This window comes from Pseudomonas sp. LA5, assembly GCF_028640825.1.
In the GTDB taxonomy this organism is placed as follows: Bacteria; Pseudomonadota; Gammaproteobacteria; order Pseudomonadales; family Pseudomonadaceae; genus Chryseomonas; species Chryseomonas aestiva.
In genome coordinates this window covers 557,268-569,652 of the sequence record NZ_JAQYZY010000037.1, presented here as the reverse complement: position 1 = coordinate 569,652, position 12,385 = coordinate 557,268, and the positions used below count along the sequence as shown (strand labels likewise).

Sequence of the window (12,385 nt, the reverse complement as noted above, 5' to 3'; positions counted from 1 at the left end):
CCCGGAAAACGCTGTGCGGTTTTCCGGACTACGGAGTGCGTCGTAGGATGGACAACGGCGAAGCCTTGTCCATCGCTCCAAACCTCAGGGCTTTTTGCGCGGCTTGCCGAAACCGGGCGACTTGCGTACCGACTTGACCTTCGGCTTGCCGTCTTCCACCCAGCGACCCAGGGGCTTGTCCGACACCGGCGCGTCCACCTTGGGCTTCTTCGGCTTCTTGGGTTTCTTCACGACCAGGCCGTTGGGTCGGGTTTCCGGGACCCGGTGATCGGGGATGAAGTCCGGTTCGTCGCGGCGCTGCAGGACCTGGCCGATCAGCGTCTCGATCGCGGCCAACTGCTCCACTTCATCCGCGCAGACCAGGGACACCGCCTGGCCCTGGTTGCCGGCACGCCCGGTCCGGCCGATGCGGTGGACATAGTCCTCGGCGACGATGGGCAGGTCCAGGTTGACCACCAGCGGCAGGTCCTGGATGTCCAGGCCACGGGCAGCCACGTCGGTGGCCACCAGGATGTCCGCCTCGCCGGCCTTGAAGCGGGCGAGGGCGCGCAGCCGCGCGGGCTGGGGCTTGTCGCCATGGATGGATTCCGCGGCGAGACCTTCGGCCTGCAGCGCCTCCACCAGTTGCTCCACACCCTTGCGGGTCTTGGCGAACACCAGCACCTGGCCATGGCGACCGCTGCGATGGAGGTGCAGGAAGAGTTCGGTCTTGCGCTTCTTGTCGACCGGCACCACCCACTGCTTGACCGTGACGGCAGCGGTGTTGCGCGGACTCACGTCGATCGTCTGGGGATCGCGCAGCACGGGCGCGGCCAGCTGGCGCACGGCGTCGGAGAAGGTCGCCGAGAACAGCAGGGTCTGGCGCTTGCGCGGCAGCATGACGAACAACTCGCCCAGCTGCCGCGAAAAGCCCAGGTCGAGCATGCGATCGGCTTCGTCCAGCACCAGCAGCTGCACCTGGTCGAAGCGTACGGCGTTCTGGCTGAACAGGTCGAGCAGGCGCCCGGGGGTCGCCACCAGCACGTCCACGCCCTTGCGCAGCTTCATCATCTGCGGATTGATGCTGACGCCGCCATAGGCCACCGCGGTGCGCAAGGGCAGGTGCTGGGCGTAGTCGCGCAGACTGGCATGGACCTGTTCGGCCAGCTCGCGGGTGGGGGTGAGGATCAGCGCACGGATATGGTTGGGCGCCACCGCCGGGCCTTCCTGCACCAGTCGCTGCAGGAGCGGCAGGCCGAAGGCGCCGGTCTTGCCGGTGCCGGTCTGGGCGGCGGCCAGCAGGTCGCGACCGGCCAGCACCGCCGGGATGGCCTGGCGCTGGATGGGGGTAGGGGAGCTGTGCTCCAGGGCGCTGAGCGCCTGCAGCAGCGGATCTATGAGGCCGAGGTCGGCAAAGGTCATGACGGGCCCGCAAGGCGACGAAAAGGGAGCGAATTCTAGGCCGACTGTGACGCGTGCTCAAACTTTGTAGCCAAGCGGCGGCTGCAGGCGGAATCCCGGCACGGCATAGTGGTCAGTTCCGTGGCTACAGGAGACCCCATGAGCGCTACCCCTACCTTGCCCCCGTTCCTGGCCGGCCCGCTGCTGCGGCGCACCGAGGCCTCCCGGTTGCTGCTCTGGCTGGTGACCACCACGGCCGAGGTGCCTGTCCCACGGCTATGGCAGGGCGCGGTCGAGCTCGGGGCGCAGGCCGAGGTGCGGTGCCTGCGCCTGGGCGAGCACGCCTATCTGCAACTGATCGATGTCCGGCCCGCCGTCGTGTTGCCGGTCGACGCCTTCATCCAGTACGACGTCCGGCTGGCCGGCGGCGGGATCCGCGACTGGGCGCCACACCTGCTCTCCGCCGAGGGCGAGCTGCCACGCTTCGTGCTGCGCGCGCGTTTCGATCACCTGCTCCATGGCTCCTGCCGCAAGCCTCATCATGCCTCGGCCGATGGCCTGATCGCGGTGGATCGCCTGCTGCAGGCCTGCACGGCCCCCGCGGAGCGGCCCGCGGCCCTGCTGCTCACCGGCGATCAGATCTATGCCGACGATGTCGCGGGGCCGATGCTGCTGGCGGTGCAGGCACTGATCCGCCGCCTCGGCCTCCATGGCGAGGGTCTCGAAGGCGCGGTGGTGGCGGACAGCGACGCGCTGATGGGCCATCCGGCCAACCTCTATCACCGCGAAGACCTGCTGCCGGCCTTCAAGGCCAACCGGGCGCTACGCGAGAAATTCTTCGGCGGAGTGGAAAAGCCGATCTTCACCTCCACCAATGCGCACAATCACCTGGTGACGCTGAGCGAGGTGCTGGCGCTCTATCTGCTCTGCTGGTCGCCGACGCCCTGGACCCTGATCGAGGTCATGCCGCCGGCGCTGGACGCCAGGGACCAGGAGCGTTACGCCGCCGAATCGCGCTGCATCGACGGCTTCGTCGCGACCCTGCCCCAGGCGGCACGAGCCCTGGCCTGGGTGCCGACGCTGATGATCTTCGACGACCACGACGTCACCGACGACTGGAATCTGTCCGCCCGCTGGGAGGAGACCGCCTACGGCCACCCTTTTTCCCGGCGCATCCTCGGCAATGCGCTGCTGGCCTATCTGCTCTGCCAGGCCTGGGGCAACGCTCCGGAAGCGGTAGCCGAACCCCTCGCGGTCACCGCCCGCCTGCTGGACACGGCGGGCGACGATGGCATGCTGGATTGCCCGGTGCAGAACAGCTGCATCGACGACCTGCTGCGCTTCCAGGGTTGGCATTATGTGCTCAAGACCGATCCGCCGCTGATCGTGCTGGACACCCGCACCCGCCGCTGGCGCAGCGAAAGACGCCTGGAGCATCCGTCGGGCCTGATGGACTGGGAAGCCCTCTGCGAATTGCAGCAGGATCTGCTGGACCATCCCTCGGCGGTGATCGTCTCGGCCGCGCCCATGTTCGGCGTCAAGCTGATCGAGGCGGTGCAGCGTATCTTCACCTGGTTCGGCCAGCCGCTGATGGTGGATGCCGAGAACTGGATGGCCCATCCCGGTGCGGCCAAGACCATGCTCAACATCTTTCGCCACCGGCGCACCCCGGGCAACTACGTGGTGCTCTCCGGCGACGTGCACTATTCCTTCGTCTACGACATCCGCATCCGTGACCGACGGGGCGAGCCGCGGCTCTGGCAGATCACCAGCAGCGGCATCAAGAACGAATTTCCGCCGCGCCTGCTGGCGACCCTGGACCGGCTCAATCGCTGGCTCTATGCGCCCTGGTCGCCGCTCAACGGCTTCACCAAGCGTCGCCGCTGGGAGCTGCAGCCACGCCTGCCCGATCGCCGCGAGGCCGGCGAGCGGCTGTGGAACGGCGCCGGTATCGGCCAAGTGCTGCTGGACGAGGAAGGGCGGCCGGCGGTGATCCGCCAGCACAATGCCGATGGCTCGCCGGCCACCGAGTTCGTCGAACGCCCGGCCTGAGGTCAGCGCGGCCGCTTGCTAGGTTCTCGAGGGGGACAGGCGCCTGATCAGCCAGGTCGAGATCCAGTACACCGGCTCCAGCACCAGAAAACCCAACAGGATACCGCCCAGCCGCGCCATGCCTGCCACCGGGTCGATATGGTCATGGTGGTCAGGCACCATCACCACCAGAAACGCCAGCGCGAACTGCATGCCGAGATAGCCGATACCGAGCGGGCCGTTCTCGAGGTGTCTGCCGATCAGCACGCCGAGCGCGACGCCCGCCAGCGTCAGCCAGAGACTTTCCTGGCTGACCAGCAGCAGGATGGCCGCCAGGCCGCCGCCGAGCAGGCAACCGAGCATTCGATGCAGCAGCCTTCTGGAGACTGCCTTGCCGGCGCTGCTCAGGCCGTCGAAGGGAACGACCATGACCGCCAGGATGGTGATGGCGGCCTGGCTGATGTCCACCGCGATCTTCCCCGTCGCGCCCAGCGCCAGCAGGGCCAGGGCCAGACCCCCCTGCAGCGCATGGCGCAATGCCAAGGGTTGCCAGACACCCAGGGTTCGCGGCGCTGAGGCTACCGTGGTCGGTACCCTGGGCCATAGGCGGGCACGGACGCCGTAGGTGGAAAGCGCGCTCACCAGTACGCAGGCCGAGGTGCCGAGCGCCACTTCCAACAGACGGGACAGGGCGTATTGCTCCAGCTGAGCGGGTGCCTGGAGGCTTGCCAGGACCACCATGGCGTAGGTGAGGCCGCCCAGCAACCAGGCGTAGCCATAGCGGCCCACCAGGGTCAGATAGAGGGTGATGCTGCCCACGGTGCCCAGCAGTCCAGCCTGCTCGTAGGGGTTCAGCTGCAGGTGGCGCAGGACGAGCAGGGCACCTGCGGCGCCGATACAGGTACCCAGCACTCGCAGGCAGCCGCGTGCGCAGCTGTCGCGGACATCTGACCTCATCACGATATAGCCGCTGAAAGCCGCCCAGCCGACATGCTGAACCCCGGCCAAATGGCCGAGCAGGATCGCCAGCAAGACCGAGGTCAGGGTTTCCAGTTCGTCGACCAGGCGGCGACGGTCGCGGCCGAACTGGCGGAGATCTCCCGCCAGATCGCGCAACAACTGCCTGAATTCCGACAACGCCTGGGAAGGTGGCATGGATCCATGATGATCGCCGTGGTCGCTGCCTATGCTACCGCGCCCGGTCGCCGTCTGGCATCACCGAGGCCGGCCGCGAGCGGTAGAGCGGCATCGCGCCGGGACTGCTCAGGCCGACCTGTCACCAGCGGCCAGCCAGCGCAGCACGCCCTGGCCCGCCGCCCGGCCGCTGGCAAAGCAGGCCGTGAGCAGATAGCCGCCTGTGGGTGCTTCCCAGTCGAGCATCTCGCCGGCACAGAAGACGCCAGGCAATTGCCGCAGCATCAGGCCCTCATCCAATGCTTCCAGGTGCACCCCGCCCGCGCTGCTGATGGCTTCTGCCAGGGGGCGCGGTCTGACCACGGTGAGGGGCAGGGCCTTGCAGGCCTGGGCCAGCCGAGCCATGTCCTGGAACGTTTCCGCCGGGGCCAGCTCGCGAAGCAGGGCGGCGCGGGCGCCGTCGATCCCGGCGTGACGCCGCAGGTGATTGGCGAGGGACTGGCTGCCGCGTGGCTTGGCGAGTGCCCGGCCGAGTTCGGCGAGGTCGCGCTGGGGGGCCAGATCCAGGGTCAGGGTGGCCTGGCCGGCGCCTTCGATGGCCGAGCGGATCTCGGCAGACAGCGCATAGACCAGACTGCCTTCGATGCCGGTCTCGGTAAGGACGAATTCGCCCTGGCGTGGCGGTTGGCCGGGCAGAGCCAGGGCGGCGGGCTTGACTGGCGCGCCGGCATGGCGGGTCTTGAGGAAGTCACTCCAGCCAGCCACCTCGAAGCCACAGTTGGCCGGTTCCAGCGGTCGCAGTGTGATGCCACGTTCGGCCAGCGGGGCCTGCCAGGCACCGTCCGAGCCCAGGCGCGGCCAACTGCCGCCGCCGAGTGCCAGCACACAGGCCTGGGGCCGCAAGAGGCGCTCGCCTTCCGGGGTCGCCAGGCGCAGCCGACCCTCGGCGTCCCAGCCCAGCCAGCGGCTGCGGGTGTGGATGCGTACGCCCTGATCGCGCAGGCGATGCAGCCAGGCGCGCAGCAGCGGCGCGGCCTTCATGTCGGCGGGAAACACTCGCCCCGAGGTGCCGACGAAGGTCTCGATGCCGAGGTCATGGATCCAGGCACGTAGGGCATCACTGTCGAAGCTATCGAGCCAGAGACCGACGCCGCGCTCGCGTTCGCGATAGCGCCGGCGAAAGGCGGCCTGTTCCTCGGCATGGGTGATATTCATGCCGCCCACACCGGCCAGCAGGAACTTGCGGCCCACGGAGGGCATGGCGTCGAAGAGGTCTACGGGGATGCCGGCAGCGGCCAAGGTCTCGGCCGCCATCAACCCGGCGGGGCCACCCCCGATGACAGCGACGGCAGGGGTGGCGGGGGAGAGAGACATGGCGGCATCCAGGAGCTACGGAAAGCCGCCATTGTACGCGAGGTGCTGGGCTCTTAGACCACGCCAGCCTGACCCAGGGGCGCCGCCAGGGGTTCTTCCAGTCGCTCCGGAATCAGGGGCTCCGTGCGTCCCGGCGTCAGGATCACCTTGCGGCAGTCCTCCTGCTTCTTGTCGAAGATCTTGTAGCCCTCGACCGCCTGCTCCAGGGACATCCGGTGGGTGATGATGGCCTCCGGCGCCAGGTCGCCGCGCTCGATGTGTTCCAGCAGTTCCGGCAGATAGCGCTGTACGTGGGTCTGGCCCATCTTGAAGGTCAGGCCCTTGTCGAAGGCGTCGCCGAACAGGAAGCCATGGATGAAGCCGGCATAGACGCCCGGGACACTCACGGTGCCACCACGCCGTACCGCGGCGATGCACTGACGCAGGGCCTTGCCACTGCTGCCTTCCAGTTTGAGGTTGGCAAGAATGGTCTCGGTGGTGCTGCCCTTGGCCTCGAAGCCTACCGCATCGACCACACCGTCGACGCCGCGCTTGCCGGGTGTCTGCTCGATGATGGTCGCGGCCGGGTCATCGTCTTCGTCGAAGTTGATCGGGATGACGCCATAGGTCTGCTGGGCATAGGCCAGGCGATAGGGGTGGTGATCGACCATGAAGATGCGCTCGGCACCCAGCATCCGCGCGCAGGCCGCGGACAGCAGGCCGACCGGCCCGGCGCCGTAGATGGCGATGCTGGAGCCCTGACCGATGCCGGTGTTGAGCACCGCCTGCCAGGCGGTGGGCAGGATGTCGGAAAGGAACAGCACCTTCTCGTCGGCCAGGGTACCGGGCACCTTGAAGGGCCCAGTGTTGGCCTTGGGTACGCGCACGTACTCGGCCTGGCCGCCCGGTACGCCACCGTAGAGATGGCTGAAGCCGAACAGGGCCGCGCCCGGTGGGATCTGCTTCTTGTTGAGAATGGCGCCGCGGCCGGTATTGGTGGTTTCGCAGGCGGCGTAGAGATCCTGGTTGCAGAAGAAGCAGCTGCCGCAGGCGATGACGAAGGGAATCACCACCCGGTCGCCTTTCTGCACGGCGGTCACTGCCGGACCGGTTTCCTCGACGATACCCATGAATTCGTGGCCGAAGATATCACCGTGCTCAACTGTGGGAATCTTGCCGCGATAGAGGTGCAGGTCCGAGCCGCAGATGGCTGTGGCGGTCACCCGCAGGACGATGTCGTCGGCATCCTGGATGGTCGGATCAGGAACGGTATCGACGCGGACATCGTGGGCACCGTGGTAGGTCAAGGCTCGCATGGCGGTCTCCGTAGGGCGGTAAGCACCTAGGATTGAGGCCACCGCCAGCCGAGCGGTTCCGCGGCCTCGGACCGGTGGTATGGCACCTTGATAGTGACCGATCGCGGCTTTTCGCCGCCAGTGCCCAGTCTAGAGCCGGGCAGGCGCAGCGGCGTCAGCGGTTGCGGATATAGACGGCCTTGCCCGCGCTGCGATCGGCAGGGTCGCGTTCCTGGACCTCGAAACGATCGCCATGGGCCTTGACCAGACCGCTGAACTTGCGATGCCCATAGAGGCGGGCATCGAAATCCGGACGCACCTTGCCCAGGTTGGTGCCGACCAGGCCCAGATTGGCCCAGCCGCCTTCGTCGGAGGCGTCTTCCACCGCCTGTTCAATGAGCTTGAGGATGGTGCTCAGCTTGGGCTTGCCGCGATTGGTGGTGGCCGGCTTGTCGGTGGTACTGCTGGCTTCCCGCGGCTCTTCGCGCGGCTTGGATCTGAGGATCTCGGTGTAGATGAATCTGTCGCAGGCCGAGACGAAGGGGTCCGGGGTCTTTTCTTCGCCGAAGCCATAGACCGTCAGCCCTTCCTCGCGCAGCCGCGCCGCCAGGCGGGTGAAGTCGCTGTCGCTGGAAACCAGACAGAAACCGTCGAAGCGGCGGGTGTAGAGCAGATCCATGGCGTCGATGATCAGGGCGCTGTCGGTGGCGTTCTTGCCCTTCGTATAACCGAATTGCTGCACCGGCTGGATGGAGTGGTCGAGCAGCACCTTTTTCCAGCTGTTGAGTTGCGGCTGGGTCCAGTCGCCATAGATGCGCTTGACGCTGGCCACACCGAAGCGGGCGATCTCGGCCATGAGACCGTCGACGATGGCAGCTGGTGCGTTGTCGGCATCGATCAGTACAGCCAGGCGCGCCTGGCTGGATTCAGAGGTCTTGACTGTCTTGCTCATGAAAACTCCTGTTCAGGTCAGGCCCAGTTCCTGCCAGACCTGGGTCGCGGTGTGATGGAGAATGCCGTGCCGGCGGGCCAGGGCCTGGCGATCGGCGGAATAGCCGCCACCGATGACTCCCACGACCGGTATATCCGCCGCCAGGCAGCGCCGCAAGACGAAACCGTCCCGGGCGGCGAGACCGGCATCGGTGAGATCCAGATAGCCCAGGGCGTCATCGCGGTGGACGTCGACGCCGGCGTCGTAGAGCACCACGTCGGGTTGATGAAGGGGCAGCAGGTAGCCCAGGGCCTCGTCGAGAACCTGAAGATAGCCGGCGTCGTCCAGGCCGCGGGGCAGGGGGATATCCCAGTCGCTTTGCGCCTTGCGCGCCGGATAGTTGGTGGCGCAGTGCAGCGAGACGGTGACGGCGTCCGGCACCTCGGCGAGGATGCGTGCGGTGCCATCGCCCTGGTGGACGTCGCAGTCCAGGATCAGCACCCGCCCGGCGCGCCCACTTTCCAGCAGCGACAGCGCCAGGATCGCCAGGTCGTTGAAGATGCAGAAGCCGGCTGGATAGTCGTGGTGCGCATGATGGGTACCCCCGGCGAGGTGACAGGCCAGGCCATGGCGCAGCGCCAGCTCCAGGGTGAGCAGGGAGCCGCCCACGGCGCGGAGGGTACGGCGCACCAGGACTTCGCTCCAGGGCAGGCCCAGCTGGCGCTGCAGCGGCGGCGCCAGCTCGCCGGCCTGGAAGGCGCGGATGTAGGCGGGCGCATGGGCCAGCGCCAGCACCTTGTCCGGACAGAGCTCGGGCCGCTGCCAGTTGTCCGTGCCGAGAATGCCGCTGGCGCTCAGGTGCTCGTGCAGCAGGCGGAATTTCTCCATCGGAAAGCGATGGCCCGCGGGGAAGGGCGGACTGTAGTCCTCGTGGTAGACCAGCGGCAGGCGCGTGCTCAAAACACCAGGAGCTCCAGGATGAACCAGAGGATGCCGGTGCAGAAACCCAGTGCCAGAAGGAACAGCAGGCCATCGCGGGCGATCAGCGACAGGGCGAAGGAGGTCAATGCCAGTCCCGCCGTGGTGTTGGCGAAGGGCACCAGATCCAGTACCGGCATGGTCGCGGCGATCAGGATGCAGAGCAGGGCAGTGACGAAGTGCGCCGGGCGCGAGGTGAGCACCCGCAGTCGCGACTTGACCACCTTGTCCACCCAGCGCGCCGGCCGCTGCAGCAGCCGCAGCGACTTGCGCAGCTTGCCGCGCGAAACCGAGCGCTGCAGCACCCAGCGCGGCAGCCAGAAATGATCCCGGCCAAGCAGCAGCTGGCCACTCACCAGCATCACGAAGACGGCAATGGCGGTGGCGATACCGGGAATGCCGGTCAGCGGCGAGATCGCCAGTACCCCCGGCAGGAGAATCATGGGGCCGAAGGAGCGGCTGCCAATGGCATCGATCAGGTGCTGCACCGAGACCTGGTTCGGGCTGTTACCCACCCGCTCCAGGCAGGCCAGAAAGCTCTGGAGGTCTACCGGGCCATCCTGCCCGGCATCGCAGCTGGCGGGCTCGTGCTCCAGGGCCTCGTCCTTCATGGCTGGCCGCTGTCCAGCATGCGACGGATCCAGCGGGTCAGGTCCTGGCGGCCATAGGGCTTGTTGAGAATCGGAAAGCGTTCGCTGTTGCCTTCCTCGAGTTCCAGCGCGTTGTTGGCGTAACCCGTGGTCAGCAGGATGCGCAACTCGGGCTGCCGCCGCTGGGCCTCCTTGGCCAGCATCACGCCATTCATGCCGCCCGGCATGATGAGATCGCTGAACAACAGATCGACGGCGGGCTCGCGAGCGAGGATGTCCAGCGCCTGCTGGCCATTGTGGGCGACCAGCACCTGGTAGCCGGTTTCCTCCAGGATGGCCTGGGCCAGCGCCGCCACGTCCGGTCGGTCATCCACCACCAGGATGGTCTCGGAGCCACCGCCGTCTTCGTGCGGGGTCGGCAGGGGTGCCGGATGCTCACGCGCCTCCTCTTCGGAAACTGGGAAGTAGAGACGCACCGAGGTGCCTATGCCGACTTCGGAATAGAGCCTGACCAGGCCGCCCGACTGCTTGAGAAAGCCATAGACCATGGACAGGCCCAGGCCGCTGCCCTGGCCTTCGTCGCGGGTGGTGAAGAAGGGGTCCAGGGCGCGCCCGAGCACGTCGGTGGACATGCCGCTGCCGGTGTCGGTCAGGGCGATGCAGACATAATGCCCCTGGGCCAGACCGCCGTGGGCCAGGTCCTGGCCATTGACCTCGACGTTGAGGGTCTCCAGGGTCAGGGTGCCGGCGCCTCGCTCCTGCATGGCCAGGCGGGCGTTGTCGACGATATTGAGCAGCGCCGTTTCCAGCTGGATCGGATCGAGGCGGCAATTCCACAGCGCCGGTGCTGGTCGGAAGATGAAGCGGAAGGGCTCACCCAGCGCCTGGGTCAGGCGCCCCTGGCGGGCATTGATGAGCTTGTTCAGGTCCACCGCGCGCCCGGTCAGGCGTTGCTTGCGAGCAAAGGCCAGCAGCTGCTGGGTCAGGGTCGCCGCTCGATTCACTGCGTCGCGGGTGTTGTCGACATGGCGCTTGGCCTTGTCCTTGTCCAGTTCCGGACGGTCCAGGTTGATCCTCAGGATATCCAGGTAGCCGACCATCACCTGCAGCAGGTTGTTGAAGTCATGGGCGATGCCACCGGTGAGTTGGCCCAGGGCTTCCATCTTCTGCGCCTGGCGCAGGGCGTCCTCGGCATCGCGCCGACGGGAGACATCCAGCTGCGAGGCGAAGTAGTAGCGCAGGTGCCCCTCGTGATCGAACACCGGCGAAATGAATAGCGCGTTCCAGAAGGTCGAGCCGTCCTTGCGGTAGTTGAGCAGCTCAATGTCGCAATCGCGTTGCTCGCGTACGGCATTGCGGATTTCGGCGATGTGCTCCGGACGGGTGTCAGGCCCTTGCAGGAAGCGGCAATTGCGCCCCATCACCTCGTCCAGGGCATAGCCGGTGGTACGCAGGAAGGACTCGTTGGCGAAGATGATCGGATTATCCGGCTGATGCGGATCCGTCACGATCATCGGCATCCGGGTCTTCTTCACGGCGGCGAAGAAGATGTCGTCGTGTCCGAGGCCCTTGCCCAGCTCCGCGATCTGCGCTGCGGAAGGGTGGGGAGACGAAGCGTTGGCGGTTTCGGTCATGGAAAGGAAGCCTGCGAGCGGACAGCGATACCTTCATTGTGACCGCTTATGCGGCCACAAGCTCCACCAGTTATCGTCATACGATGAGCAATGTGTCTGGAAGCACGGCGAACGCACAGGATTTGACCGGTTTTGCGTATGATGATCGCTCTCTGTCAAGGAACCCTCCCCATGAGCAAGGTGCTGGACAACCTGGTCGATCTGCTGACCCTCGAATCCCTGGCCCCCGATCTGTATCGCGGCGGCAGCCAGGATCTCGGCTTTCCCCAGCTCTTTGGTGGACAGGTGCTGGGTCAGGCGCTGTCGGCGGCCAGCCAGACCGTGCCGGTGGAGCGCCGCGTGCACTCGCTGCATGGTTATTTCCTGCGCGCTGGTTCGGCGGTGGAGTCGGTGACCTACCAGGTGGATCGCATCCGCGATGGCGGCAGCTTTTCCACCCGCCGGGTCACCGCCTTCCAGGGCGAGCAGCCGATCTTCTTCTGCAGCGCCTCCTTCCATGTCGAGGAGCCTGGCTTCGAACACCAGACGACCATGCCGGAGGTGCCCGCACCCGAGACCCTGCAGTCGGAGATCGCCCATGCCCAGCGCTATGCCGAGCTGATCCCCGCGCCGCTGCGCGACAAGCTGCTGGGGCCACGGCCGATCGAGATGCGCCCGGTGGTCTTTACCGATCCCTTCAAGCCGGAGCCGACCGAGCCGGTCCGCCACGTCTGGTTCCGCGCCACGGGCGATTTGCCGGACCAGCCGGCGCTGCACCGCTACCTGCTGGCCTATGCCTCGGACTTCAACCTGCTGCCAAGTTCGCTGCTGCCTCATGGCACCAGTTTCTGGGATCGCTCGCTGCAGATCGCCAGCCTCGACCATGCGGTCTGGTTCCACCGCGATTTCCGTCTGGACGACTGGCTGCTCTACGCCATCGACAGTCCCTGGGCCGGTGGCGCGCGTGGCCTGTGCCGCGGCAGCATCTACAACCGCGCGGGCCAGCTGGTGGCCTCGGTAGCCCAGGAAGGACTGATTCGCAAACGCGGCTAAGACCAGGCCCCCTGGCTGGCTATTTCG

General features: G+C 66.8%; 10 protein-coding genes. 2 read left to right on the top strand and 8 right to left on the bottom strand.

Annotated elements, in window-relative coordinates; genetic code table 11:
* Positions 1-84: 84 nt before the first annotated feature.
* Positions 85-1,401 (bottom strand): DEAD/DEAH box helicase, encoded by a 1,317-nt coding sequence (locus PVZ72_RS14560; protein WP_273862303.1) that lies wholly within the window; start codon positions 1,399-1,401, stop codon positions 85-87.
* A gap of 138 nt (positions 1,402-1,539) precedes the next feature.
* Here PVZ72_RS14560 and PVZ72_RS14555 point away from each other — a divergent pair, with 138 nt between their 5' ends.
* Positions 1,540-3,432, top strand: coding sequence for an alkaline phosphatase family protein (locus PVZ72_RS14555; RefSeq protein ID WP_273862302.1), 1,893 nt, complete (start codon positions 1,540-1,542; stop codon positions 3,430-3,432).
* A gap of 18 nt (positions 3,433-3,450) precedes the next feature.
* Here PVZ72_RS14555 and PVZ72_RS14550 read toward each other — a convergent pair whose 3' ends face one another.
* The 7 genes from PVZ72_RS14550 to PVZ72_RS14520 form a co-directional block, all read right to left on the bottom strand.
* The gene (locus PVZ72_RS14550) at positions 3,451-4,566 is read right to left on the bottom strand and encodes an FUSC family protein (RefSeq protein WP_273862301.1); all 1,116 of its coding nucleotides are present in this window, start codon (positions 4,564-4,566) and stop codon (positions 3,451-3,453) included.
* A gap of 108 nt (positions 4,567-4,674) precedes the next feature.
* Positions 4,675-5,919, bottom strand: a complete 1,245-nt coding sequence (locus PVZ72_RS14545; protein WP_273862300.1) for an NAD(P)/FAD-dependent oxidoreductase — start codon at positions 5,917-5,919, stop codon at positions 4,675-4,677.
* Between the two features lie 53 nt (positions 5,920-5,972).
* Positions 5,973-7,214, bottom strand: coding sequence for a zinc-dependent alcohol dehydrogenase (locus tag PVZ72_RS14540; RefSeq protein WP_017642201.1), 1,242 nt, complete (start codon positions 7,212-7,214; stop codon positions 5,973-5,975).
* Positions 7,215-7,368: 154 nt separating this feature from the next.
* A complete protein-coding gene (locus PVZ72_RS14535) occupies positions 7,369-8,145 on the bottom strand; it encodes an NYN domain-containing protein (RefSeq protein WP_158891225.1) in 777 nt (258 codons plus the stop codon).
* A 12-nt stretch (positions 8,146-8,157) separates the two neighbouring features.
* Entirely contained in the window at positions 8,158-9,084 is a 927-nt protein-coding gene (locus tag PVZ72_RS14530; protein WP_273862299.1) for a histone deacetylase family protein, read from the bottom strand.
* Positions 9,081-9,713: an exopolysaccharide biosynthesis protein gene (locus PVZ72_RS14525; RefSeq protein WP_133861129.1), complete on the bottom strand. Its 633-nt coding sequence runs from the start codon at positions 9,711-9,713 to the stop codon at positions 9,081-9,083. The genes PVZ72_RS14530 and PVZ72_RS14525 overlap by 4 nt, the downstream gene beginning before the upstream one ends.
* Positions 9,710-11,326: a histidine kinase famiy protein gene (locus PVZ72_RS14520; protein ID WP_273862298.1), complete on the bottom strand. Its 1,617-nt coding sequence runs from the start codon at positions 11,324-11,326 to the stop codon at positions 9,710-9,712. Before PVZ72_RS14520 ends, PVZ72_RS14525 begins: the two co-directional genes overlap by 4 nt.
* A 171-nt stretch (positions 11,327-11,497) precedes the next feature.
* Here PVZ72_RS14520 and tesB point away from each other — a divergent pair, with 171 nt between their 5' ends.
* A complete protein-coding gene (tesB, locus tag PVZ72_RS14515; RefSeq protein WP_133861127.1) occupies positions 11,498-12,358 on the top strand; it encodes an acyl-CoA thioesterase II in 861 nt (286 codons plus the stop codon).
* Positions 12,359-12,385 lie beyond the last annotated feature (27 nt).

Excerpts from the sequence above, each read along its gene's own strand:
- PVZ72_RS14535 (WP_158891225.1), bottom strand. The coding sequence starts at position 8,145 with ATGAGCAAGACAGTCAAGACCTCTGAATCCAGCCAGGCGCGCCTGGCT.
- PVZ72_RS14540 (WP_017642201.1), bottom strand. The coding sequence starts at position 7,214 with ATGCGAGCCTTGACCTACCACGGTGCCCACGATGTCCGCGTCGATACC.
- PVZ72_RS14545 (WP_273862300.1), bottom strand. The coding sequence starts at position 5,919 with ATGTCTCTCTCCCCCGCCACCCCTGCCGTCGCTGTCATCGGGGGTGGC.
- PVZ72_RS14520 (WP_273862298.1), bottom strand. The coding sequence starts at position 11,326 with ATGACCGAAACCGCCAACGCTTCGTCTCCCCACCCTTCCGCAGCGCAG.
- PVZ72_RS14560 (WP_273862303.1), bottom strand. The coding sequence starts at position 1,401 with ATGACCTTTGCCGACCTCGGCCTCATAGATCCGCTGCTGCAGGCGCTC.
- PVZ72_RS14550 (WP_273862301.1), bottom strand. The coding sequence starts at position 4,566 with ATGCCACCTTCCCAGGCGTTGTCGGAATTCAGGCAGTTGTTGCGCGAT.
- tesB (WP_133861127.1), top strand. The coding sequence starts at position 11,498 with ATGAGCAAGGTGCTGGACAACCTGGTCGATCTGCTGACCCTCGAATCC.
- PVZ72_RS14555 (WP_273862302.1), top strand. The coding sequence starts at position 1,540 with ATGAGCGCTACCCCTACCTTGCCCCCGTTCCTGGCCGGCCCGCTGCTG.
- PVZ72_RS14525 (WP_133861129.1), bottom strand. The coding sequence starts at position 9,713 with ATGAAGGACGAGGCCCTGGAGCACGAGCCCGCCAGCTGCGATGCCGGG.